Source organism: Janthinobacterium sp. HH106 (assembly GCF_001758725.1).
Classification (GTDB): domain Bacteria; phylum Pseudomonadota; class Gammaproteobacteria; order Burkholderiales; family Burkholderiaceae_D; genus Janthinobacterium.
The window spans coordinates 25,512-47,596 of record NZ_LRIC01000012.1 but is presented as its reverse complement, the minus strand read 5'-3'; the positions used below and the strand labels follow the sequence as shown (position 1 = coordinate 47,596).

Annotated in this window: 24 protein-coding genes; 14 read left to right on the top strand and 10 right to left on the bottom strand. The window is 60.1% G+C overall.

Annotated elements, in window-relative coordinates:
- Positions 1-25 precede the first annotated feature (25 nt).
- From JAB8_RS06310 to JAB8_RS06260, 11 genes are all read left to right on the top strand, one after another.
- On the top strand, positions 26-796 hold the full coding sequence (locus JAB8_RS06310; protein WP_046681849.1) for an AAA family ATPase: 771 nt from the start codon (positions 26-28) through the stop codon (positions 794-796).
- Positions 797-860: 64 nt separating this feature from the next.
- Positions 861-1,745 (top strand): ParB/RepB/Spo0J family partition protein, encoded by an 885-nt coding sequence (locus JAB8_RS06305; RefSeq protein WP_070288898.1) that lies wholly within the window; start codon positions 861-863, stop codon positions 1,743-1,745.
- Between the two features lie 270 nt (positions 1,746-2,015).
- Positions 2,016-2,384: an ATP synthase subunit I gene (locus JAB8_RS06300; RefSeq protein WP_070288897.1), complete on the top strand. Its 369-nt coding sequence runs from the start codon at positions 2,016-2,018 to the stop codon at positions 2,382-2,384.
- Between the two features lie 51 nt (positions 2,385-2,435).
- Positions 2,436-3,245 carry a F0F1 ATP synthase subunit A gene (gene atpB / locus JAB8_RS06295; protein WP_046681851.1) on the top strand — a complete coding sequence of 270 codons (810 nt, stop codon included), beginning with the start codon at positions 2,436-2,438 and terminating at the stop codon, positions 3,243-3,245.
- 59 nt (positions 3,246-3,304) lie between these two features.
- On the top strand, positions 3,305-3,583 hold the full coding sequence (atpE, locus tag JAB8_RS06290) for a F0F1 ATP synthase subunit C (protein WP_034752695.1): 279 nt from the start codon (positions 3,305-3,307) through the stop codon (positions 3,581-3,583).
- Between the two features lie 43 nt (positions 3,584-3,626).
- A complete protein-coding gene (locus JAB8_RS06285) occupies positions 3,627-4,097 on the top strand; it encodes a F0F1 ATP synthase subunit B (protein ID WP_034752697.1) in 471 nt (156 codons plus the stop codon).
- A gap of 2 nt (positions 4,098-4,099) precedes the next feature.
- On the top strand, positions 4,100-4,645 hold the full coding sequence (locus JAB8_RS06280; protein ID WP_034752699.1) for a F0F1 ATP synthase subunit delta: 546 nt from the start codon (positions 4,100-4,102) through the stop codon (positions 4,643-4,645).
- 78 nt (positions 4,646-4,723) lie between these two features.
- Positions 4,724-6,265: a F0F1 ATP synthase subunit alpha gene (atpA, locus tag JAB8_RS06275; protein ID WP_034752701.1), complete on the top strand. Its 1,542-nt coding sequence runs from the start codon at positions 4,724-4,726 to the stop codon at positions 6,263-6,265.
- Between the two features lie 62 nt (positions 6,266-6,327).
- Positions 6,328-7,203 carry a F0F1 ATP synthase subunit gamma gene (gene atpG, locus JAB8_RS06270; RefSeq protein WP_070218929.1) on the top strand — a complete coding sequence of 292 codons (876 nt, stop codon included), beginning with the start codon at positions 6,328-6,330 and terminating at the stop codon, positions 7,201-7,203.
- A gap of 29 nt (positions 7,204-7,232) precedes the next feature.
- Complete coding sequence (atpD, locus tag JAB8_RS06265) at positions 7,233-8,633, top strand: F0F1 ATP synthase subunit beta (RefSeq protein ID WP_034752705.1); 1,401 nt, start codon at positions 7,233-7,235, stop codon at positions 8,631-8,633.
- Between the two features lie 62 nt (positions 8,634-8,695).
- The gene (locus JAB8_RS06260) at positions 8,696-9,115 is read left to right on the top strand and encodes a F0F1 ATP synthase subunit epsilon (protein ID WP_065307860.1); all 420 of its coding nucleotides are present in this window, start codon (positions 8,696-8,698) and stop codon (positions 9,113-9,115) included.
- Positions 9,116-9,183: 68 nt separating this feature from the next.
- Here the strand turns inward: JAB8_RS06260 and JAB8_RS06255 are convergent, their stop codons facing one another.
- The 8 genes from JAB8_RS06255 to JAB8_RS06225 form a co-directional block, all read right to left on the bottom strand.
- Entirely contained in the window at positions 9,184-9,771 is a 588-nt protein-coding gene (locus JAB8_RS06255; protein ID WP_139143704.1) for a hypothetical protein, read from the bottom strand.
- A gap of 140 nt (positions 9,772-9,911) precedes the next feature.
- Entirely contained in the window at positions 9,912-10,976 is a 1,065-nt protein-coding gene (rsgA, locus tag JAB8_RS06250) for a ribosome small subunit-dependent GTPase A (protein ID WP_070288896.1), read from the bottom strand.
- A 275-nt stretch (positions 10,977-11,251) separates the two neighbouring features.
- Positions 11,252-11,806: a hypothetical protein gene (locus JAB8_RS06245; RefSeq protein WP_070218932.1), complete on the bottom strand. Its 555-nt coding sequence runs from the start codon at positions 11,804-11,806 to the stop codon at positions 11,252-11,254.
- Positions 11,807-11,875: 69 nt separating this feature from the next.
- The gene (speD, locus tag JAB8_RS06240; protein WP_070288895.1) at positions 11,876-12,241 is read right to left on the bottom strand and encodes an adenosylmethionine decarboxylase; all 366 of its coding nucleotides are present in this window, start codon (positions 12,239-12,241) and stop codon (positions 11,876-11,878) included.
- Between the two features lie 2 nt (positions 12,242-12,243).
- Positions 12,244-12,420: a hypothetical protein gene (locus JAB8_RS29430; protein ID WP_157792409.1), complete on the bottom strand. Its 177-nt coding sequence runs from the start codon at positions 12,418-12,420 to the stop codon at positions 12,244-12,246.
- Positions 12,413-13,879, bottom strand: a complete 1,467-nt coding sequence (locus JAB8_RS06235; protein WP_070288894.1) for a DUF4178 domain-containing protein — start codon at positions 13,877-13,879, stop codon at positions 12,413-12,415. Before JAB8_RS06235 ends, JAB8_RS29430 begins: the two co-directional genes overlap by 8 nt.
- A gap of 20 nt (positions 13,880-13,899) precedes the next feature.
- Positions 13,900-14,934 (bottom strand): SPFH domain-containing protein, encoded by a 1,035-nt coding sequence (locus tag JAB8_RS06230; protein ID WP_070288893.1) that lies wholly within the window; start codon positions 14,932-14,934, stop codon positions 13,900-13,902.
- A gap of 30 nt (positions 14,935-14,964) precedes the next feature.
- Positions 14,965-15,351, bottom strand: a complete 387-nt coding sequence (locus JAB8_RS06225) for a DUF350 domain-containing protein (protein ID WP_070288892.1) — start codon at positions 15,349-15,351, stop codon at positions 14,965-14,967.
- Between the two features lie 60 nt (positions 15,352-15,411).
- Between JAB8_RS06225 and JAB8_RS06220 the strand changes: the two genes are divergently transcribed.
- From JAB8_RS06220 to JAB8_RS06210, 3 genes are all read left to right on the top strand, one after another.
- Positions 15,412-16,923: a polyamine aminopropyltransferase gene (locus JAB8_RS06220; RefSeq protein WP_070218937.1), complete on the top strand. Its 1,512-nt coding sequence runs from the start codon at positions 15,412-15,414 to the stop codon at positions 16,921-16,923.
- Complete coding sequence (locus tag JAB8_RS06215; protein ID WP_070288891.1) at positions 16,923-18,554, top strand: NAD(P)-binding protein; 1,632 nt, start codon at positions 16,923-16,925, stop codon at positions 18,552-18,554. The genes JAB8_RS06220 and JAB8_RS06215 overlap by 1 nt, the downstream gene beginning before the upstream one ends.
- 120 nt (positions 18,555-18,674) lie before the next feature.
- Positions 18,675-19,190: a hypothetical protein gene (locus JAB8_RS06210; RefSeq protein ID WP_070288890.1), complete on the top strand. Its 516-nt coding sequence runs from the start codon at positions 18,675-18,677 to the stop codon at positions 19,188-19,190.
- Between the two features lie 81 nt (positions 19,191-19,271).
- Here JAB8_RS06210 and mmsB read toward each other — a convergent pair whose 3' ends face one another.
- Positions 19,272-20,489 (bottom strand): multiple monosaccharide ABC transporter permease, encoded by a 1,218-nt coding sequence (gene mmsB, locus JAB8_RS06205; RefSeq protein WP_070218940.1) that lies wholly within the window; start codon positions 20,487-20,489, stop codon positions 19,272-19,274.
- Positions 20,479-22,020, bottom strand: coding sequence for a multiple monosaccharide ABC transporter ATP-binding protein (gene mmsA, locus JAB8_RS06200; protein WP_070288889.1), 1,542 nt, complete (start codon positions 22,018-22,020; stop codon positions 20,479-20,481). Before mmsA ends, mmsB begins: the two co-directional genes overlap by 11 nt.
- Positions 22,021-22,085 lie beyond the last annotated feature (65 nt).

Below are 22,085 nucleotides of genomic sequence, written 5' to 3'. Positions count from 1 at the left end.
GCATCTCTTTACAACTAGAAGATACATGGCCAAAATTTTTTGTGTAGCAAATCAAAAGGGTGGTGTTGGTAAAACCACAACGAGCGTCAACCTCTCCGCCGGTCTGGCCAAGTTGAACCAGCGCGTGTTGCTGGTCGATCTCGACCCGCAGGGCAATGCGACCATGGGCGCCGGCATCAACAAGGCCGGCCTGAAGGCGTCGACCTATGAAGTCATGCTGGGCGAGTCCGATGTGAAGACGGCACGCCAGCGTTCGGAAGCGGGGCGCTTCGATGTCTTGCCGTCGAACCGCGAACTGGCCGGCGCCGAAGTGGAGATGGTCGAACTCGACAACCGCGAACGCCGCCTGAAGGATGCGCTGGCCGAAGTCGACAGTGAATATGACTTCATCCTGGTGGATTGCCCGCCGGCATTGTCGATGCTGACCTTGAATGGCCTGTGCGCCGCGCATGGCGTGATCATCCCGATGCAGTGCGAGTACTACGCGCTGGAAGGCTTGTCCGACCTGGTCAACACCATCAAGAAGGTGCATGCGAACCTGAACCCGGATTTGAAGATCATCGGCTTGCTGCGCGTGATGTTCGATCCGCGCATGACATTATCGCAACAAGTGTCGGCGCAGCTGGAACAGCACTTCGGCGACAAGGTCTTCAATACCATCATCCCGCGCAACGTGCGCCTGGCCGAAGCGCCGTCGTACGGCTTGCCCGGCGTGACCTTCGACCCCAGCTCGAAAGGTGCCCAGGCGTATATCGCCTTCGGCGCCGAGATGGTCGAGCGCATCAAACATATGTAAACAAGAGGCGGGCGCCTGCACGGTTTGATGTAAGCGCTTACTCTGAAAACACGATTAGGACAGCATGGCTACGAAAAAATTAAAAGGACTGGGTCGCGGACTCGACGCCCTGTTGGGCGGCGGCGGCGATTTTGCCAGTCCGGACACGACACAACCGTCGAACTTGCCCGTATCACAAATGCAAGCCGGCAAGTACCAGCCGCGCACGCGCATGGACGAGGGGGCCTTGAATGAACTGGCCGCTTCGATCAAGGCGCAAGGGCTGATGCAGCCGATCCTGGTGCGCCCGATCGGGCAGGACAGCCTGAGCGGACTTGTCAAATATGAAATTATCGCAGGCGAGCGCCGTTTCCGCGCCTCGCAGCTGGCCGGCCTGACGGAAGTGCCGGTGCTGGTGCGCGACGTGGACGACCTGGCCGCCGCCGCGATGGCGCTGATCGAGAACATCCAGCGCGAAGACCTCAATCCTTTGGAAGAGGCGCAGGGCATCCACCGCCTGATCGCCGACTTCAGTTTTACGCATGAGCAAGCGGCCACTGCGCTGGGACGCTCGCGCAGCGCCGTGTCGAACCTGTTGCGTTTGATGAACCTGGCCAACCCCGTGCAAACCATGCTGATGGCCGGCGATATCGACATGGGCCATGCGCGCGCGCTGCTGGCCGTCGATGCGGCCAGCCAGATCACCCTGGCGAACCAGGTCGTGGCCAAGCGCCTGTCGGTGCGCGAAACGGAAAAGCTCGTCACCCGCACGCTCGAGGAAGCGGCCAACCCGGTTGAGCCGCGGCAAAAGGAAAAGTCCGGCGACATCGCGCGCCTGGAAGAAGAGCTGTCCGATGCGCTGGCTACGCCCGTGGTGTTCAAAATGGGCAACAAAGGCCGTGGCCAATTGGTCATCGATTTTGCCGATCTTGACGTGCTCGATGGCTTGTTGACACGTTTGCGTGGTTAAATAGCAAGCTGCAAAGACAGGGGCCGTGCGGGTGTGGCCGATCCGGCCATGCTTTCCGGATGCACCACGTAATTCCTTGATAACACGGCTGGAAGCGGCCAGACAAGCGACTTTGCCATATAGTGGTGCAAATGGCGGCGAATAGTCGGTAAAGCGTCAGTTTCACGCAGCAATTGCCCTGCTGCGGTGCACCAACGTTTGACTCTATAGATCAAAGCCAACTATAATCCCGTGTCTTTGCGTGTGTAGATTTTTCTGGGAACTTGGCAATTGAGTGATTCACAACAAGGTATTGCCAAGCCAGTCTACAAAGTAGTTGCATTGCAGCTAGCAATCGCTATCAGTTTTGCCACGGTTACCCTGTTTTTTGGTGGCAGTGTCAGAGGCTGGTCCGCCGCATACGGCGGCGCTATCGCAGTCATCGGTAGCCTGGTGTATGCCCTGTTGGTGGTTCGCGGTTCTAGCGACGCCAACAAGGCATTCCGGGCGCATTTGCGCGCAGAAGTGGTGAAAATATTTATCACAGCGGTGCTGTTTATATTGGCACTGGTGTTGTTTCAGTCGGCCGCCTGGTTATGGCTGATCTTGGGTTTCGCGGTGGCAACCTTAGCATACTGGTTTTCATTGCTCGCTGTTTAATCATTGGTTTTGGGGCCTGTTGAGCTCTGAAACGACAAATCTAAATTCATTATGACCACAGAACACGCTATTGAAGCGGGCCATGCTGCCCCGGCCAACGCCACAGAATACATCAGTCACCATCTGGCCCACCTGAGAAGTGCCGACGGCATGATCAATCTGGATACGTTCTGGATTTCGGCCATTCTGGGCTTTGTTTTCCTGGCTGTTTTCTATATGGCGTCGCGCCGCGCGACGGCTGGTGTCCCTGGCAAGTTGCAAAACTTCGTCGAAATGGTCATGGAAATCGTCAATGACACTATTAATGGGGCCTTCCACGCGAAAAGCAAGGTCATCGCACCGCTGGCCATCACTATTTTTGTGTGGGTCTGGTTGTTGAACGCGATGGACTTCCTGCCGGTTGACCTGTTGCCGAAGATCCTGAGCTGGTTTGGCGTGCATAAACTGCGCGCCGTGCCGACCGCCGACGTCAACCACACCTTCGCCATGTCGCTGTCCGTCGTGCTGTGCGTGATCGCCTTCTCGATCAAGGCCAAGGGTCTGGGCGGCTGGATCAAGGAACTGTTCACGGCACCGTTCCACGCGAGCGGCCTGATCGGCACGATCGCCCTGGCACCTGTCAATTTCTTGCTGCAAATGGTTGAGCTGGTTGCAAAACTGATCTCCCTGTCGCTGCGACTGTTCGGCAATATGTATGCCGGCGAACTGATTTTCATCTTGATCGCGTTGTTGCCTTGGTGGGCACAGTGGGCGTTGGGTGGTCCATGGGCAATTTTCCATATCTTGATTGTAACTTTGCAAGCTTTTGTGTTTATGGCGTTGACGGTTGTGTATCTGAGCCTTGCGGTTGAGAAACATTAATCATTAACTTTATATTTTGTTTTTTTAGTATCTTTCGTTTTTAAATTTAGGAGAATTTTATGCAAGCTCTGATCGCACAAGTACAAAGCATGACCGTTCTGGCAGCAGCAATCATCATCGGCCTGGCCGCAATCGGCACCGCTCTGGGCTTCGCTATCTTGGGTGGCAAATTCCTGGAAGCTTCGGCACGTCAACCAGAACTGATGCCACAACTGCAAACCAAACTGTTCGTTATCGCTGGTCTGCTGGATGCTATTTCGATGATCGGCGTTGGTGTTGCTCTGCTGTACACGTTCGCTAACCCGTTCCTGTCCGCTCTGACGGCTGTTGCTCAGTAATTCGCTCCAACCCTAGGAGAAACTTTTAGTTAGGAGCAAAGGTATGGACATCAATATGTCGCTCATCGGCCAGATGATCACCTTCGCGGTGTTGGTCTGGTTCTCGATGAAGTTCGTATTTCCAGCGCTGAACAACGCGCTGGATGAGCGTGCCAAACGAATCGCGGATGGATTGGCTGCGGCCGATCAAGGTCAGGCTTCGATGGCAGTCGCTGAAAAGCGTGCGCAAGAGGCATTGAACAGTGCACGTGAAGAAGCGTCGCAACGCGTTGCGGACGCTGAAAAGCGCGCGCAGCTGGTTGCTGAAGAGATCAAGCAAAATGCACAAGCTGAAGCTGCGCGTATCATTGCGCAAGCCCAGTCGGACGCCGAACAGCAACTGTCGAAAGCACGCGAACAATTGCGCGCTCAGGTGGCTGACCTGGCTGTCAAGGGTGCCGAGCAGATCCTGAAGCGTGAAGTCAACGCTACGGCTCACGCCGAAATGTTGCAGCGTCTTGCTGTCGAGCTGTAATCATGGCAGAACTCGCAACCGTCGCCCGTCCCTACGCGGAAGCTTTGTTCCGCGTAGCCCAAGCTGGTAAGGAGTCAAGCAACCTCGCGGCGTGGTCCGAGCTGGTGTCCGAACTGGCACAGATCGGTAGCCACCCCGAGGTACAGGCGTACGCGCGCAATCCGAAGGTTTCGGAAAGCGACGTCGCCGCCACCATCCTGTCGTTGTTGAAATCGCCGCTCAATGAGGAAGTGAAAAACTTCGTCACGATGTTGATCGAAAATGGCCGCATCAGCCTGCTGCCGGAAATCGGCGCGCAATTCCATGCCTTGAAAAATGGCCTGGAAGGTGCGGCTGACGCCGAGATCACGAGCGCTTTCGATCTGAGCGAAGGCCAAACGGCCGAGCTGGTCGCAACGCTGGAAAAGAAATTCAGTCGTAAGCTCAACCCTGCCGTCACAGTGGATCCATCGCTGCTCGGCGGCGTGCGCGTGGTTGTTGGCGACCAAGTGCTCGATACCTCGGTGCGCGCCAAGCTGCAGCAACTGCACGCTGCACTGGTGTCGTAAGACACGCGCTTCGGCAGGCCAGCTTAGACAGACCCTTACCCCTCGCGCAAGCTGAGAGAAACACTTTTAGGAGTTAGTATGCAACTCAACCCATCTGAAATCAGCGAGTTGATCAAGAGCCGGATCCAAGGTCTTGACGGCGGCGCTGAAGTGCGTAATCAAGGCACGGTTATTTCCGTCGCCGACGGTATCTGCCGCATCCACGGTTTGTCGGACGTGATGCAAGGCGAGATGCTGGAATTCCCAGGCAACACGTTTGGCCTGGCAATGAATCTGGAACGTGACTCCGTCGGTTCCGTGATTCTGGGTGCCTACGAGCACATCTCCGAAGGCGACACGGTGAAATGCACCGGCCGCATTCTGGAAGTGCCAGTCGGTCCTGAGCTGCTCGGCCGCGTTGTCAACGCGCTGGGCCAGCCGATCGACGGCAAAGGCGCCATCGAGACCAAACTGACGGCCGCGATTGAAAAAATCGCTCCGGGCGTGATCGCCCGTGAATCCGTTTCGCAACCAATGCAAACCGGCCTGAAGTCGATCGATGCGATGGTTCCAGTTGGCCGCGGCCAGCGCGAACTGATCATCGGCGACCGTCAAACCGGCAAGTCGGCCGTGGCGATTGATGCGATCATCAATCAAAAAGGCCAGGGCATGAAATGTATCTACGTCGCGATTGGCCAAAAAGCCTCGTCGATCAAGAACATCGTGCGCTCGCTGGAACAGCACGGCGCGATGGAATACACCATCGTTGTCGCCGCTTCCGCTTCGGAATCGGCCGCCATGCAATACATCTCGCCGTACTCCGGTTGCGCCATGGGCGAATACTTCCGTGACCGCGGTGAAGATGCACTGATCGTCTACGATGATCTGTCCAAACAAGCTGTTGCATACCGTCAAATCTCGCTGCTGCTGCGCCGTCCACCAGGTCGCGAAGCGTACCCAGGCGACGTGTTCTACCTGCACAGCCGCCTGCTGGAACGCGCAGCACGCGTGAACGCCGACTACGTCGAGAAGTTCACCGACGGCGCCGTCAAAGGCAAGACCGGTTCCCTGACGGCACTGCCGATCATTGAAACGCAAGCTGGCGACGTGTCCGCATTCGTTCCAACCAACGTGATTTCGATTACCGACGGTCAGATCTTCCTGGAAACCTCGCTGTTCAACGCCGGTATCCGTCCTGCGATTAACGCCGGTATTTCCGTATCGCGCGTCGGTGGCGCCGCCCAGACCAAGGTCATCAAAAACCTGTCCGGCGGTATCCGTACCGACTTGGCGCAGTACCGTGAACTGGCCGCGTTTGCGCAGTTCGCTTCGGACCTGGATGAATCGACCCGCAAGCAGCTGGACCGTGGTGCCCGCGTAACGGAATTGCTCAAGCAAGCCCAATACTCGCCACTGTCGATCTCGCTGATGGCCGTATCGCTGTTCTCGGTGAACAAAGGCTTCATGGACGACGTGCCAGTCAAGCAAGTGCTGTCGTTCGAAGCTGGTGTCCACGCTTACATGAAGACCAAGCAAGCTGCTCTGCTGGCCAAGATCGAAGAAACCAAGCAACTCGACAAAGACAGCGAAGCAACTCTGTCGGCGGCCATTGCTGATTTCAAGAAATCCGGCGCATATTAAGCGGCCAGGCGGCGCCCGCCTCGAGTGAGGCGCCGCCCTACGCGCAGAAGGAGTAAGGACTCATGGCATCAAGCAAAGAGATACGAGGCAAGATCAAGAGCGTAGAGAATACGAAGAAGATCACCAAGGCGATGGAAATGGTCGCCGCGTCCAAAATGCGCAAGGCGCAAGACCGGATGCGGGCCGCTCGTCCCTACAGTGACAAGATTCGGAATATCGCCGCCAATCTGGCGAACGCCAATCCGGAATACACGCACCCGTTCCTGGCAGTTGCCCAGGGTACGCAAGCGAAGGCAGTGGGTTTCATCGTTGTCACGACCGACAAAGGTCTGTGCGGCGGCATGAACACCAACATCCTGCGCCAGGTGACGTCGAAGTCGCGCGAGCTGGAAGCAGCTGGCAACCGGATTGAAGCAGTTGCCATCGGTAACAAGGGTTTGGGTTTTTTGAATCGCATCGGCGTCAAGATCGTCGCCTCTGCCATTCAAACCGGTGATACGCCGCACCTGGATAAATTGATCGGACCTGTCAAGGTCATGCTCGAAGAATTCCAGGCTGGCAAGCTCGACGCAGTGTACCTGTGCTACACCAAATTCATCAACACGATGAAGCAGGAACCAGTGGTCGAACAGTTGCTGCCGTTGACGGCTGACAAAATGGTCGCCGACAAGAGCGCACACTCGTGGGATTACATCTACGAGCCGGATGCACAAAGCATCATCGACGAATTGCTGGAGCGCTATGTAGAAGCGCTGGTGTACCAGGCAGTCGCGGAGAATCTGGCGTCCGAGCAATCGGCACGGATGGTCGCGATGAAAGCTGCAAGCGACAACGCGGGTAGTGTGATCGGCGAATTGAAGCTGATCTACAACAAGACCCGCCAAGCTGCGATTACCAAAGAACTCTCCGAAATCGTCGCCGGTGCGGCTGCGGTTTAAACGAATTTAACTATATTGAAGGAACGAACATGGCTGATGGCAAAATCGTTCAGTGTATCGGCGCTGTGGTGGACGTTGAGTTTCCCCGCAACGCGATGCCTAAGGTATTTGATGCCTTGAAGATGGCAGGCTCGGAACTGACCCTGGAAGTACAACAGCAGTTGGGCGACGGCATTGTCCGTACCATTGCACTCGGCTCGTCCGATGGCCTGCGTCGCGGCATGATGATCCAGAACACCGGCAAACCTATCATGGTGCCAGTCGGTAAAGCAACCCTGGGTCGCATCATGGACGTGCTGGGCAACCCGATCGACGAATGCGGCCCCGTGTCGCACGAGCAGATCGCGTCGATCCACCGCACCGCTCCTGCATACGACGAACTGTCGCCATCGCAAGAACTGCTGGAAACCGGCATCAAGGTGATCGACCTGGTGTGCCCGTTTGCAAAAGGCGGTAAAGTTGGTCTGTTCGGCGGCGCTGGCGTAGGCAAGACCGTGAACATGATGGAACTGATTAACAACATCGCCAAAGCGCACAGCGGCGTGTCCGTGTTCGCCGGCGTCGGTGAGCGTACCCGTGAAGGTAACGACTTCTACCACGAGATGGCTGACGCGAAAGTGGTCGATCTGGAAAACCCAGAGAACTCCAAAGTGGCGATGGTCTACGGTCAGATGAATGAACCGCCAGGTAACCGTCTGCGCGTCGCGCTGACCGGCCTGACGATCGCTGAATCGTTCCGTGATGAAGGCAAGGACGTGTTGTTCTTCGTCGACAACATCTACCGCTTTACGCTGGCCGGTACCGAAGTGTCGGCACTGCTGGGCCGTATGCCGTCGGCTGTGGGTTACCAACCGACCCTGGCGGAAGAAATGGGCCGTCTGCAAGAGCGTATTACGTCGACCAAGACCGGTTCGATCACCTCGATCCAGGCCGTCTACGTTCCAGCCGATGATTACACCGATCCGTCGCCTGCTACCACGTTTGCTCACTTGGATTCGACCGTTGCGCTGTCGCGTGACATCGCTTCCCTGGGTATCTACCCAGCCGTGGACCCGCTGGATTCGACCTCGCGTCAGCTCGATCCGTTGATCGTTGGTCAAGAGCACTATGACACCGCGCGTGCCGTGCAAACGACCCTGCAACGCTACAAGGAATTGCGCGACATTATCGCGATTCTGGGTATGGACGAGCTGGCACCGGAAGACAAACTGCTGGTTGCCCGTGCACGTAAGATGCAGCGTTTCCTGTCGCAGCCTTTCCACGTCGCTGAAGTCTTTACCGGCGCGCCTGGTAAATACGTTTCGCTCAAAGACACGATCAAGGGCTTCAAAATGATCGCTTCGGGCGAACTCGATCACCTGCCGGAACAAGCGTTCTACATGGTCGGCACGATCGAAGAAGCAATCGAAAAAGCCAAGAAACTTAACTAAGTTAAGTCTGGGCCTAACCCCGCCCGTTAGACGGCGGGGTTCTTCAACCCGATAGGACACACATGGCACACACAATTCACGTTGACGTGGTTTCCGCTGAAGAACTGATTTTTTCAGGCGAAGCAGAATTCGTCGCGTTGCCGGGTGAACAGGGCGAGCTGGGTATCTACCCACGCCACACGCCTTTGATTACCCGCATCCGTCCGGGCGCGGTCCGCATCAAGGTAGTCGGCCAGGCTGAAGAAGAGTTCGTCTTCGTTGCCGGCGGCCTGCTGGAAGTGCAACCGGATACCGTGACCGTCCTGGCCGATACCGCGATCCGCGGTCACGACCTCGACGAAGCGAAAGCGCTGGAAGCGAAGAAGTTGGCGGAAGAAAATATCCACAACAAGGATTCGGGCATCGACTACGCGCAAGCGCAAGCCGAGCTGGCCAGCGCGATTGCGCAGCTGGCAGCGATCCAGAAGCTGCGCAAGCATTAATTTGCTCGCATGCAGTAATACAAGAAGGCAGCCTGCGGGCTGCCTTTTTTATGCTTCAGCCGCTTGGCTTATTCGCAGCTTGGCTGCCAGGCGCTATCGCGCAACTGGGCAGCCAGGCTGGCATTGCCCTCATTGACCAGCTTCAGGCTAGCCTGCCTGCCCGCCGCTGACTGGTCCGCGCCCGCCGGTGTCTTTACCGCATATTGAAACTGCAGCAGGCCACCACAGGCGGCAGCGCCATGAAAGCTCTTGCTGACGTTCGATTCATACACGGGGTTGGCCGCATCCGGTTCATATACCGACCGCATCAGCACGTGGCCGTTCTCGACAGTGACGGAGGAAATGGGTTCCGGCTTGGTGGCTGCCAGCGACTTGAGCAGGGCGGCCGAGAAGTCCAAGGGATCGGTCTTGGAATTGCCTTCGTAGAGTATGGTAATCAGGCTGCTCCATTTTTCCACCGCTTCGCCATTCGTCGTATATTCATACAAGGCCCGTTTGCTGTTGCGACCCTGCGGCGCGGTAAACGCCAGCGTGTAGACTTTGTCGGCATGGTGAATCTCTTGCGGCACGATCAGCTTCTGCGCGAACAGCGAGCTGCTGGCGAACAGGCAAGCTGACAATGTACTCAGTAGTAAAACGGTTTTTCCCTTGAACACAGTGCATCCTCATGTCATGGTTGGCGGACCGCGCGCATTGCGTGCGGGGCATCTCTGTTGGTAGTGCATTTGACTATACCTTGCATATTTCTCAATTGCAACTTTGATATATTCCAGCATCCTGGCTGTGGCTCGGCTGTTCACGCCATTCCATCCTTGTCACGTTGCCTGAAGGCCTTCATCGTCACTTTCCACTTGGCGCGCGCTGCGCTGCGCTCGAGCGGCGTCTCCTCGCTGCGGCGTGCGTCGCGCAGCAGCTTGTGATAGTTGCGCAGGCGGTCCCCGTCGACGGCGCCACGCACCTGGCAACCGGGTTCGCTGGCATGCTGGCAATCGCGGAACTGGCACGTTGCGGCAAGCGCCGCGATGTCGTCGAACGTGGCCGCCAGGGTCTGCGCATCGGCATCGGCGCGCCAGCTGCGCAAGCCCGGCGTGTCGATGATGCAGGCGCCATCCGCACACAGGTGCAGCGAGCGGGCCGTTGTCGTGTGCCGGCCGCGGCCGTCGCCGTGGCGCACGCCGTTGTTCGCTTGATCCGCCGCGCACAAGGTATTGGTCAGGCTGGACTTGCCCGCGCCCGATGAGCCGAGCAGTACCAGGGTCTGGCCGGCACCCAGCCAGGGTTCCAGGATGGCCACGTCATACGCATGGCGTGTATCGATGGCGAACAGCGGGACGTGGGGCGGCAGGCGCTGTTTCAGCAGCGCCAGCTTGCCCGGCACGTCGTCGGCCACGTCGGCCTTGCTCAGCACCACCACGGGGCTGACCTGGGCCGCCAGCACGATGGCCAGATAACGCTCCAGGCGGCGCGGATTAAAATCCTCATCGAGTCCCATCACCAGCAGGGCCGTGTCGACATTGCTGGCCAGCACCTGGCGCCGGCCGTCATTGCCGCGCCGCGCGATCTGCGTGACTGGGGATAAGTGCGCCGTTATCCACAGCGCGCCGTGAAGATCGGGTTCGGCGGCGATCCAGTCGCCGACAGCAAGGATGGTGTCGTGTTCCAGCAGCGCGTGCAGCAGGCGCGGCAGGATCTGCGCCGGCTGTTCCAGGCTGCCGTCGTGCACGCCGATGCTGTCGCGGTGCACGGCGCTCACGCGCATCAGCTGCGCGGCGGGGGAAGATAAGTCGAGTTGGGTGGCTGCGCTGGCGATGGCCTGCTGCAGCCCGATAAGGCGTAGTTGCGCAAAATCGAATGCGATCATGGTAGCGTGATTCCAAATTCTGTCGTCCGCGTGCGGACGTGTAGCCTGCGCGTGCAGGCACCGCCAGTCGCGATGACTGGCACGAAAGAAGGGGAAGTCGGCTACGCGATCACGCGTATGGGGAATTGCGGGCTAAGGGGCTTAGCCGGGAAATACAGTGATCAGGCAGCCGACAGCACGGCAGTATCCGAATGGCGCATGTTGTCTACTCCTGTTGTGTGATGGAAAACGCCAGTGTGCCAGCGGCACGCACTGCCGTCAATGGACGGTGTGGCTCAGCTGCACATGCCGTATGCCTGGCGTTCGGGGAAATAGCGGTACGTAAACGTGCGTACCGGGTAGCGCTTGCCGCCGACGAGCATGTCGGGCATGGACAGATCAAAGCGCTGCGGCAGCTGGCGCGGCAGTTGCAGGCGCAAGCGCCACTGGGTTTCCTTGCTGTTGCCGACGGCGGCAAACATGATGGGCAGCTGCTCGATGACGTCGACGATCTCCGCCTTCTGGTTCATGCCGCGCTGGTAAATGGTGAGTATCTTGGCTTCCGCGAAAGGCGGCTTTTTCGGTTCTTCCAGCAGGAAGGACAGGCGCGTAAAACTGGCTTGGGTGCCGACGGGCAAGGTAAAAATCAGCGCCAGCTCCGTGCCGCCTTCCTTCAAGGTGACAGGCGGCGTGGCGTAGATGCTGATACCGCGCGGCAGTTCGAAACGCGAGCCATCCGTCCACGTCTTGCACTCGGGCGTGGTGGCCTGGTACAGGCTGGGCGCCGTGTAGTCATCGCAGGCGGAAACCAGCAGCAGCAGGGGCAGGGCAAGGAGGGCGGAACGGCGCATGGGAGTCAAGGTTGGGGGATCAGCCGACAGTGTAAGCGATCCCCGCGCGATCCACCAGCGACGCCAGGCCTATCCGGGCGGGGCGCGCCGCACGGACTGCAGCCGGCAATGCGCCGGTTGCAGCGCCGCCTGGATGATGTCCAGCGCCAGCTGCGGCCGGGCCGCGCCGCACATGAAGATGTCGACGGCGGCAAAGTCCACTTCGGGCCAGGTATGCAGCGAGATGTGCGACTCGGCCAGCAGCAGCACGCCCGTGACGCCCTGGCCCGGGCCAAAGCTGTGGAAATGGCCGTGCAGTACTTGCGCACCGGCCGCGATGGCCGCCTCGCGCAGCAGGCGCTCGAGCGCGGCGCAGTCGCGCAGGCGTTCCGGTGCGATGCCCGACAGGTCGGCCAGCAGATGGGTACCCAGGGGGAGATGCGGTGCGGACGCCATGCTTATTTGTGGCTGCCGCCGCTGGAGCCGCCGCCATAGCTGCCGCCGCCGCCGCCCGTGCGCGAACTCCAGCTGCTGCCGCCGCTACTGCCGCTGCCGGCCACCTTGAACATGCGCACCCAGTTGGCGGCCGTGACGGAAAACGTCACCATCAGGGCGTAGATCACGTATTTACTCATGGGGATTCTTTGCATTCTTGTCGAGAAAAGCGGCGGGCAGGAACAGCGCCAGGCAGCCCAGCAAACTCCACATCAAGGTGCTGGAGAACGACACGAACATGGGGATCGCATTCAAGACCAGCACGATGACGATGAAGACCTTGGCGATGCCGCGGTGACTGAGCTGGATATTCGTCGTTTTGATGGCGCCATGGAAGGCGGCGCCGAACCAGGCGGCCATCTGGTCGTAGGCGACGGGCACGGAGCGCGACCAGGTCATTTCCTCGCCCGTGAGTTCCGCCGCCAGCTTGGTCTGTCCCTGCTCGAATTCATAGACGCGCGTGCTGTCGCCGACGGCCACCTTCCAGTTGAAGGCGCCGGCCGCATACACGACCTGCGAGCCGTAGTCATACAGTTTGCGGTAGGTGGCGCCATCGAGCGTGCAGCTGGCGGCGTCCAGCGAGGCCCAGCTGGGCCAGTTCGGCAGCACGTTCGAGCGCGACCAGCCCTCGTCCGTCTCCACCAGCCAGAAGAAGCCGGCGCGCGCGTTGTACAGCAGGTATTCGTTCCACTCGCTGCCCTCGTCGTCGGCGCGGCGCATCATGCCGATCACCGTGAAATCCACATTGCTGATCTTCGCGCTGGCGCCCAGTTCCAGCGTGATGTCGGCGTTCTCGTGCACCTGCTTGCCGATGGCCAGCACCTGCGCTTCCGGGCCGCTGGCGTCGAGCTGCGCATGGCAGGCGGGACACACGAGCTGCGCCGCCGCACCCGGCACATATTGAATGCCGCTGCCGCAGGAGGGGCAGTCGAGCGCATCGAGCTTGCCGCGGTACTTGCCGGCGCTCTTGGCGATGGCCTCGTCGTCGCGCAGCAGCTGGCATTGCAAACTGTCCAGGGTGACGGCGACGCCCTGGTAGACGACCGGTTGCGGGCCATCCGTGTAGTCGAGCGTGACGAAGCTCGCGTAGTTGCGGAAGTCCGCCACCTGGATGCGCCAGCCGGCGCCCACCTTGAAGGGCAGCTCGCCCTGGCCGGCGATGCATTCGGCATTGCGTATCTCGGCGGCCGTGTACGGTTCGCCGCAGATCGTGTAGCGCCTGCCCGGCGCCAGCTCGCCAAAGGCGGGCAGGGCATCCTGCGTGCCGCGCTCGCGCGTCAGCGTGTACAGGCCGGACGAGTCGCCCAGCCACGCCGTGCTGGCGTCGTCGAACAGCAGATACCACTCGTTCCACGTGCCGGCGCTGTAGCGCTGCTGGATGCGCCCGACGACGGTGAAGTGCACGCCGTCGTGCACGCCGGCCGTGCCGATCTGGATTGGCGAATAGTCTTCCAGGACGGCCGACATCTTGCCCACGTCCCTGACGGCATCGGCGTCCTTGAGGATGGTGCTGTGGCAGTACTCGCACACGGCGAGCACGGAAGCGTGCGAGCGGAAATGCACTTCCGCGCCGCAGCTGGGACAGGAAACAGTTTGCATGCAGTCGTATTTCGCCCTAATCAGCCGATCAGTTTTTTCAGCAGTTCAGCCTTGGCGCCATCGTAGTCGGCCGGCGAAATGAGTCCCTTGTCCAGTAAACCCTTGAGTTTTTCCAGGCGCGCCTCGATCGGTTCCTCGGCAGGTGGCGCCGCCGGAGCGGGTGCCGGGGCGGGCTGCTGCAGCGCACCGCCCATGCTTTGCGCCATCACCTGGCCGATCGACAGCCCGGCGCCGAGGCCTGCGCCGATACCGGCCATGCCGCCCTCGTTCTGCGCCGCCAGCGGGATCGCGTTGGCCACCTGGAATTTGGTGTAGCCGCTCATCTTGTCGGCGCCCAGGCCGCCCTTCATGCCGGCGGAAATACGCTCGTCGAGCGCCGCCTGCAATTCCTCGGGCAGGCTGATGCTGGCCACGTTGAATTCATCGAGGCCCACGCCGTAGCGGGCAAACGCCTGCGTCAGGCCATCCTTGACCTCTTGCGCCATCAGCGCCTGGTTGGCCGCCATGTCGAGGAAGGGGACATTCGCGCCGCCCAGCGAGCTGGCCATGCTCGACATCAGAATGCCGCGCAACTGATCTTCCACCTCGTCGCGCGTATAGACTTCGCGCGTGCCGCTGATCTCGGTGAAGAAGGTGCGGGCGTCGGCGATGCGGTACGAATACATGCCGAAGGCGCGCACGCGGATCATGTCGAAATCCTTGTCGCGGATGGTGATCGGCTGCGGCGTGCCCCACTTGCGGCCGGTCTGCACGCGCGTGCTGAAGTAATACACGTCCGACTTGAACGGCGAATCGAACAGCTTGTCCCAGTTTTTCAGGTTGGTCAGCAACGGTAACGTTTGCGTCGTCAGCTTGTGCGTGCCGGGACCGAAGACGTCGGCGATCTTGCCTTCATTGACGAAGACGGCGACCTGCGATTCACGCACATTCAGGATGGCGCCGTTCTGGATCTCGAAATCCTGCATGGGGAAGCGCCAGGCCAGCACGCCTTCCGTCTCTTCGTTCCACTGCAGTACGTCGATAAACTGCTTCTTGATAAAGCTGCCGAGGCTCATGATGGATGTCCTTGAATAAATAAAGCGGTGTCAGGAAATGCAGGCGGCGTTGATGGCGCCAATCGACAGCGAAATGGCGCCCAGCAGGCCGCCGAAGGCGCTGTTGTTCGATTCGATCTGATCCTTCGACATGCGCAGCAGGCGCGTGGTGACCACATACGCGAGCAATTGCACCACCATGGCGCCAAAGGCCCAGGCGAAGAATTGCTGGTAGTCGGCCGTGTGCATCAGGGACGAGGCGATGGTGGCGGAAAAGCCCAGCAGCGCGCCGCCCAGCGACAGGGCCGCCGCCTGGTTGCCCTGTCGGATCAGCAGCACTTCGTTATACGGCGTGACGCGCGTGTAGATGATAAAAAAGGCAATCAGCAGCGCGGCGGCCAGTATAAGATGGATCAGATAGTTTAGGATGGCGGGCACGGCTTTCCTCGCAATGAGTATTTGATAACGTCAACGCATATTAGAACAAAAAAAAGTCCAATGAACAAAAAGATTCTGATTTTGTCCGTCTTCGTGGTCGCCTCCTGCGGCCTCGCGTATGAACTGATCGCCGGCGCCATGTCCAGCTACCTGCTCGGCGATTCCATCCTGCAGTTTTCCACCATCATCGGCTGCTACCTGTTTGCCATGGGGGTGGGCGCCCACTTTTCCAAGTATGTGCGGGACGACGACGTGCTCTCGCGCTTCGTCGACATCGAGCTGGCCGTGGGCCTGATCGGCGGCTTGTCGGCCGCCATCCTGTTCATGACGTTCTCGTGGATGGCCGCGCCCTTTCGCACCTTATTGTATGTGATGGTGTTCCTGATCGGCGCACTGGTCGGCATGGAAGTGCCGCTGGTGATGCGCGCCCTGAATTCGCGCCAGACGGAGTTTTCCGAACTGGTCAGCCGCGTGCTCACCTTCGATTACCTGGGGGCGCTGGCCGTCTCCCTGCTGTTTCCGCTGGTGCTGTCGCCCTACCTGGGCCTGGTGCGCACGGGCTTTTTGTTCGGCATGCTCAATGTGGGCGTGGGCCTGTGGACGATTTACGTGTTCCGCGCGGAGCTGAAGAACCTCACGGGGCGCTTCCTGCGCGCCTGCGCCGTGATGCTGGTGCTGGTCGCCGGCTTTGCCATGTCCGACCGCATGGTGGCCTGGGGCGAGCACGGCCTGTTCGGCGACCAGATCGTGTATTCCACCACCACGCCCTACCAGCGCCTGGTGATCACGCGCTGGAAGGACGATACGCGGCTCTACATCAACGGCAACTTGCAGTTTTCCTCGCGCGACGAGTACCGCTACCACGAGGCGCTGGTGCACCCCGTGCTCGAAGCGCTGCCGTGGGCGCGCCGCGTGCTGGTGCTGGGCGGCGGCGATGGCCTGGCGCTGCGCGAAATCCTCCGTTATCCCCAGATCGAACACGTCACCGTGGTCGATCTCGATCCCGCCATGACGGCCGCGTTTACCACGCGCCCGGAACTGGCAAAGTTAAATAACAACGCGTTCTCGGACAAGCGCGTCACCGTCGTCAATGCCGATGCCGCCGTCTGGCTGCGCAACAACGGCGACATGTTCGACGCGGCCATCGTCGATTTCCCCGATCCGTCCAGCTTCGCGCTCGGCAAACTGTATTCGGTGCCGTTCTACGACCTGGTGAAAAAGCACCTGGCGGCCAAGGGCTTGATGGTGGTGCAATCGACCTCGCCGTTCTTTGCCCCGCACGCCTACTGGACCATCAATTCGACCCTGCGCGAAGTGGGCATGCGCACCTGGCCCTACCACGCCTACGTGCCCTCGTTCGGTGAATGGGGTTTTATCCTTGCCTCGCCCCAGCTCGACTACGCACCGCCGACGCAATACCGCCTGCCGATGCGCTACCTGAATGCGGACACCACGCGCGAGATGTTCATCTTCCCGCCCGACATGCAGCCGCTGCCCATGGCGCCGAACCGCTTGAATACCCAGTCGCTCGTGCATGAATTCGAGCAGGACTGGAACCGGGTGATCCGCTGATGCAGCGCCGCTCCTTCATGCTGTGGGCCGCCGGCGGCACCGCGGCGGCGGCCGCCGGCATCGGCAGCATCGCCGCGTATCTGCGCTGGCAGGAAATCACGCCCAAGGTGCTGTATCCGGGCCGCAGCGAGGGGCATTATTTGCGCAAGCTGCTGCGCGAGGGCACGGCGCTGCCGCCGCCTGCACGCACCTTGACGACCGACGTGGCCATCCTCGGCTCCGGCATCGCGGGCCTGACGGCCGCCTGGCGTTTGAACAAGCTGGGGCACAGGGATTTTCTCATGATCGATGGCCCGCAGCCGTATGGCAACGCGGCCGGCGGCCACTTCGGCGACCTGGCCTATCCGACCGGTGGCCATTACCTGCCGTTGCCGTCGCCCGAATCGACCCATGTGCGAGAGATTTTGTTCGACCTGGGGATTATCCAGCGCGATCCGCAGGCGGAAAAGCCATATTACGACGAGCGCTACATCCTGCACGCTCCGGAAGAGCGATTGCTGTTCAACGGCCACTGGCAGGACGGCTTCATTCCCACCGAAGGCGTGCCGCCTGCGGAACTGGCGCAGCATGAACGCTTCTTTGCCGAGGTGCGGCGTTTGCGCCAGGCGCATGGCAACGATGGCAAGCGCGTCTTCGTCTTTCCTACCGTGGAGTCGTCGCAAGATCCGGCCTGGCAGGCGCTCGACACCATCACCTTGAAGCAGTGGATGGAGCGCGAAGGCTATACCTCGCCCACCCTGCACTGGTATCTGAATTACTGCTGCCGCGACGATTACGGCACGCGCTACGACCAGGTCTCGGCCTGGGCCGGCCTGCATTACTACTGCAGCCGCTGGGGCCAGGCGGCCAACGCGGGCAATGGCGCCTGGCTGACCTGGCCGGGCGGCATGCAGCCGGTCGCCACGGCCATGGAACAGGCGTCCAAGGTCCGGCGCCATGCGGGCACGGTGGTGTCCGTGACCACCACAAAACAGGGCGTGGAAGCGCTGTGCCTGGAGCTGGTCGACGGCCAGCCGCGTACCTACCTGGTCAAGGCGCGCAAGGCCATCTGCGCCATGCCGCTGTACGTGGCGGCGCGCGTGGTGAAGAACATCGCCGAGTATGGCTTCGACGCGAAACGCGATACGCCCGCGTATGCGCCGTGGATGGTGGCGAATTTTTTACTGAAACGCTTTCCCGACGAACTGTCGCATGCGCCCCTGTGCTGGGACAACGTGGTGTACCAGGAACCGGGCCTCGGCTATGTCGTCTCGACCCACCAGGACATCCGCGTGCGCCCGCCCGAGAAGACCGTCTTCAGCGCTTACGTGGCCCTGTCCGACCGCACGCCGCAGCAAGCGCGCAAGTGGCTCGACACGGCCAGCCCCGAAGAACTGCTGGCGCTGGCCAGCATCGATTTAAAGACGGCGTATGGGCGCGATTTTGCCAGCTGCGTCGAGCGCGTCGACATCACCGTGCGTGGCCACGCCATGGCGGCACCCTTGCCGGGATTTCGCAGCAACGCGGGCTTGAAGGCCTTGCGCGAGCACGACGGCGCCATCCTGTTCGCGCATGCGGATTTGTCGGGCTTTTCCGTGTTCGAGGAGGCGGCATGGTGGGGGGATAGGGCGGCGCGGCTGGCGGCTGTCTGACGCGATGCAAAAGTCGCCTTAGATGATTTCTGTCAACCTCTTCATTTTTTTCCAAAACATAATAAATAGCTGTACCGCTTGTGCGGACAGCTTTCTTTTTGTGTTAACAATGGAGCGAAAATGAAGCAGACAAAGCATCGGTTTGAGGACGGCAGGATGGAAAAAATACGCCGTAGTGTCACGTCTATTTTCTTTCCGCTAGCAAAGTGGCGCTACTTTGTGCTGTTTCAATCCAAGGCCCAGGCAACTTCCTGGATCGTTACCCTGCTGATATGCATGGTAGCCATCACTTATCTTTTTTCTCTGGATCGTGAATCGAAGGCGCCACTTGAGGTGGTATTGCTGGGGGCGGGGATAGGATCGTCGTTCTCGCTGATAGCCGTCCTTCCGGCCGCATTCAAGGTACGGGATAATGGACTTGGCATGCTTGGGGAAATAGAAGTGCGTCTGTTAAAAATGCATTATGTCGAGGAAGCGCGCCATACTGGCATCGTTATCTATCGGCAGAATTTGCCGCGCTTGCTGCGCTGGGATGAGGGCAATATCGAGATCAGGAACGAGGAAGGTGTTTTCGTGGTCAGTGGTGGGTATCTTTCGTTGCGAAAGCTTCGTGGTGGCTTGCTGAAATCATATTGATGATGTGAATGGAATAAAAAAGGCCGGCGCGAACGCCGGCCAGAGCCCCCTAAGGCTCGAACCTGTGCTTCCTTGTTCTTCTCATTTATTTTTATTAATCACGTCAATGAACACGGCCGCCAGCAGCACCAGGCCCTTGATCACCTGCTGGTAATCGATGCCGATGCCCATGATGGACATGCCGTTGTTCATCACGCCCATGATGAAGGCGCCGATGACGGCTCCCATCACCTTGCCCACGCCACCCGAGGCCGAGGCGCCGCCGATGAAGCAGGCGGCGATCACGTCCAGCTCGAAACCTGTGCCCGCCTTCGGTGTGGCCGTGTTCAGGCGCGCCGCGAAGATCAGGCCGGCCAGCGCGGCCAGCATGCCCATGTTGACGAAGGTGTAGAAGCTGACCCGTTCCGTCTTGATGCCCGACAGGCGCGCCGCCTTTTCGTTGCCGCCCACGGCATACACGCGGCGGCCCAGCACGGTGCGGTTGGTGATGAAGGTGTAGGCGACGATGAGCAGCGACATCACGGCCAGCACGTTGGGAAAACCGCGGTACGACGCCAGCAGGTAGCTGAAATACACCATCACGGCGGCGAAAATGGCATTTTTCAGCAGGAAGAAGGCGCGCGGCTCGTTTTCCATGCCGTGTTTCAGTTGCTTGGCGCGGCTGCGCAGCGAGGTGACGATCAGCGCCGCGGCGGCGATCACGCCCAGCAGCAGCGACAGGCCGCGCAGGTTGTCGCCGCCGAACGGGTCGGGCAGGAAGCCGGAGCTGAGCATCTGGAAGCCTTCCGGGAAGGGACCGACCGACTGGCCTGCCAGCAGCGCCAGGGTCAGGCCCTTGAACACCAGCATGCCGGCCAGCGTGACGATGAAGGACGGAATTTTAAAGAAGGCGACGAAATAGCCTTGCGCGCCGCCGATGACGGCGCCGGCCAGCAGGCAGAGGATGCTGGCGGCGACAAAATGCATGTGGTAGTTGACGATCAGGACGGCGGCCAGCGCGCCGACGAAGCCGACCACCGAGCCGACGGACAAATCGATATGGCCGGCCACGATGACCATCAGCATGCCCAGCGCCATGATGACGATGTAGCTGTTTTGCAGCACCAGGTTCGTCAGGTTCAGCGGCTGCATCAGGGTGCCGTCGGTCATGTACTGGAAAAAACCCATGATGACGATCAGCGAGAGCAGCATGCCGTAGTCGCGCATATTGTTTTTCAAGAAGCCGGCATAGCTTTTCGCTTGCGGCGCGGCCGCTGGCGCTGCTGCCGCCGGCGCGCCTGCTGTCAATTTATTGTCCATTGTTTTCTCCGTGTGTAACGATCGCGCGCATGATGCGTTCCTGCGATGCTTCTGCCGCGCTCAGTTCTGCCGCGAAGCGGCCTTCGTTCATGACATAGATCCGGTCGCACATGCCCAGCAATTCCGGCATTTCCGAGGAAATCATGATGATGCATTTGCCTTCGGCGGCCAGCTCGCTGATGATGCTGTAGATCTCGTACTTGGCACCCACGTCGATGCCGCGGCTCGGTTCATCGAGGATCAGCACGTCGGGGCGCGAAAACAGCCATTTCGCCAGCACCACTTTCTGCTGGTTGCCGCCGGACAGGTTGACCACCTTCTGCGCCACGCTCGAGCAACGGGTCTTGAGCTTGCGGCGGAACTCCTCGGCCACGCCGAATTCACGCTGCTCGTCGATCACCATGTGCCGCGAAATCGCGTCCAGGTTGGCCAGGCTGGTGTTCTTCTGGATGTCTTCCTCGAGGATCAGGCCCAGGCCCTTGCGGTCTTCCGTGACATAGGCGAGGCCGTGCGCGATCGCCTTGCCGATGGTGCTGACGTCGATCTCCTGGCCGTGCTTGAGCACCGTGCCGCTGATGCGCTGGCCGTAGGCGCGCCCGAACAGGCTCATCGCCAGTTCCGTGCGCCCGGAGCCCATCAAGCCCGCGATGCCGATGATCTCGCCCTTTTTCGCGTGCAGATTGATGCCCTTGATGACGGGGCGGTCGGCATGCTCGGGATGGAAGACGCGCCAGTCGCGTACTTCGAAAATGGTCTCGCCGATGGTGGGCGTGCGCGGCGGATAGCGGTCCGCCATTTCGCGCCCGACCATTTTTTCGATGATGCGGTCTTCGCTGACGGGCTCCGTGCGGCAGTCGAAACTGTCGACCGTGTTGCCGTCGCGCAGCACCGTGATGGCATCGGCGACCCGCGAGATTTCATTGAGCTTGTGCGAAATCAGGATCGAGGCGATGCCCTGGGCTTTCAGGCCCAGCAGCAGGTCGAGCAGGGCCGCGCTGTCGCTTTCATTCAGGCTGGCCGTCGGCTCGTCGAGGATCAGCAGCTTGACGTCCTTGCACAGCGCCTTGGCGATCTCGATCAGCTGCTGCTTGCCCACGCCCAGGTTGGTGATCAGGGTGTCGGGGGACTCCTTCAGGCCGACTTTGTGCAGCAGTTCGCGCGTCTTCGCTTGCGCGTATTCCCAGTCGATGACGCCCATGCGGGCCGGCTCGTTGCCGAGAAAGATATTCTCGGCGATCGACAGCTGGGGCACCAGCGCCAGTTCCTGGTGGATGATGATGATGCCGATTTCTTCGCTGTCCTTGATGCTGCGGAAGTGCCGCGTCTGGCCCAGGTAATCGATGTCGCCCGTATAGCTGCCATGGCCGTAGACGCCGCTCAGCACTTTCATCAGGGTCGATTTGCCGGCGCCGTTTTCGCCGACGATGGCGTGGATCTCGCCGCTGCGTACCCGCAGGTTGACATTGTCGAGCGCAACGACGCCCGGGAATGTTTTGCGTATCCCGCGCATTTCCAGGATAGTGTTCGTCATATAACCTCTCTGGCACGGCCGCGCTGGTGGGCAGCGGCCGTGCGGCAGTCTTGTTCTTGATCGTG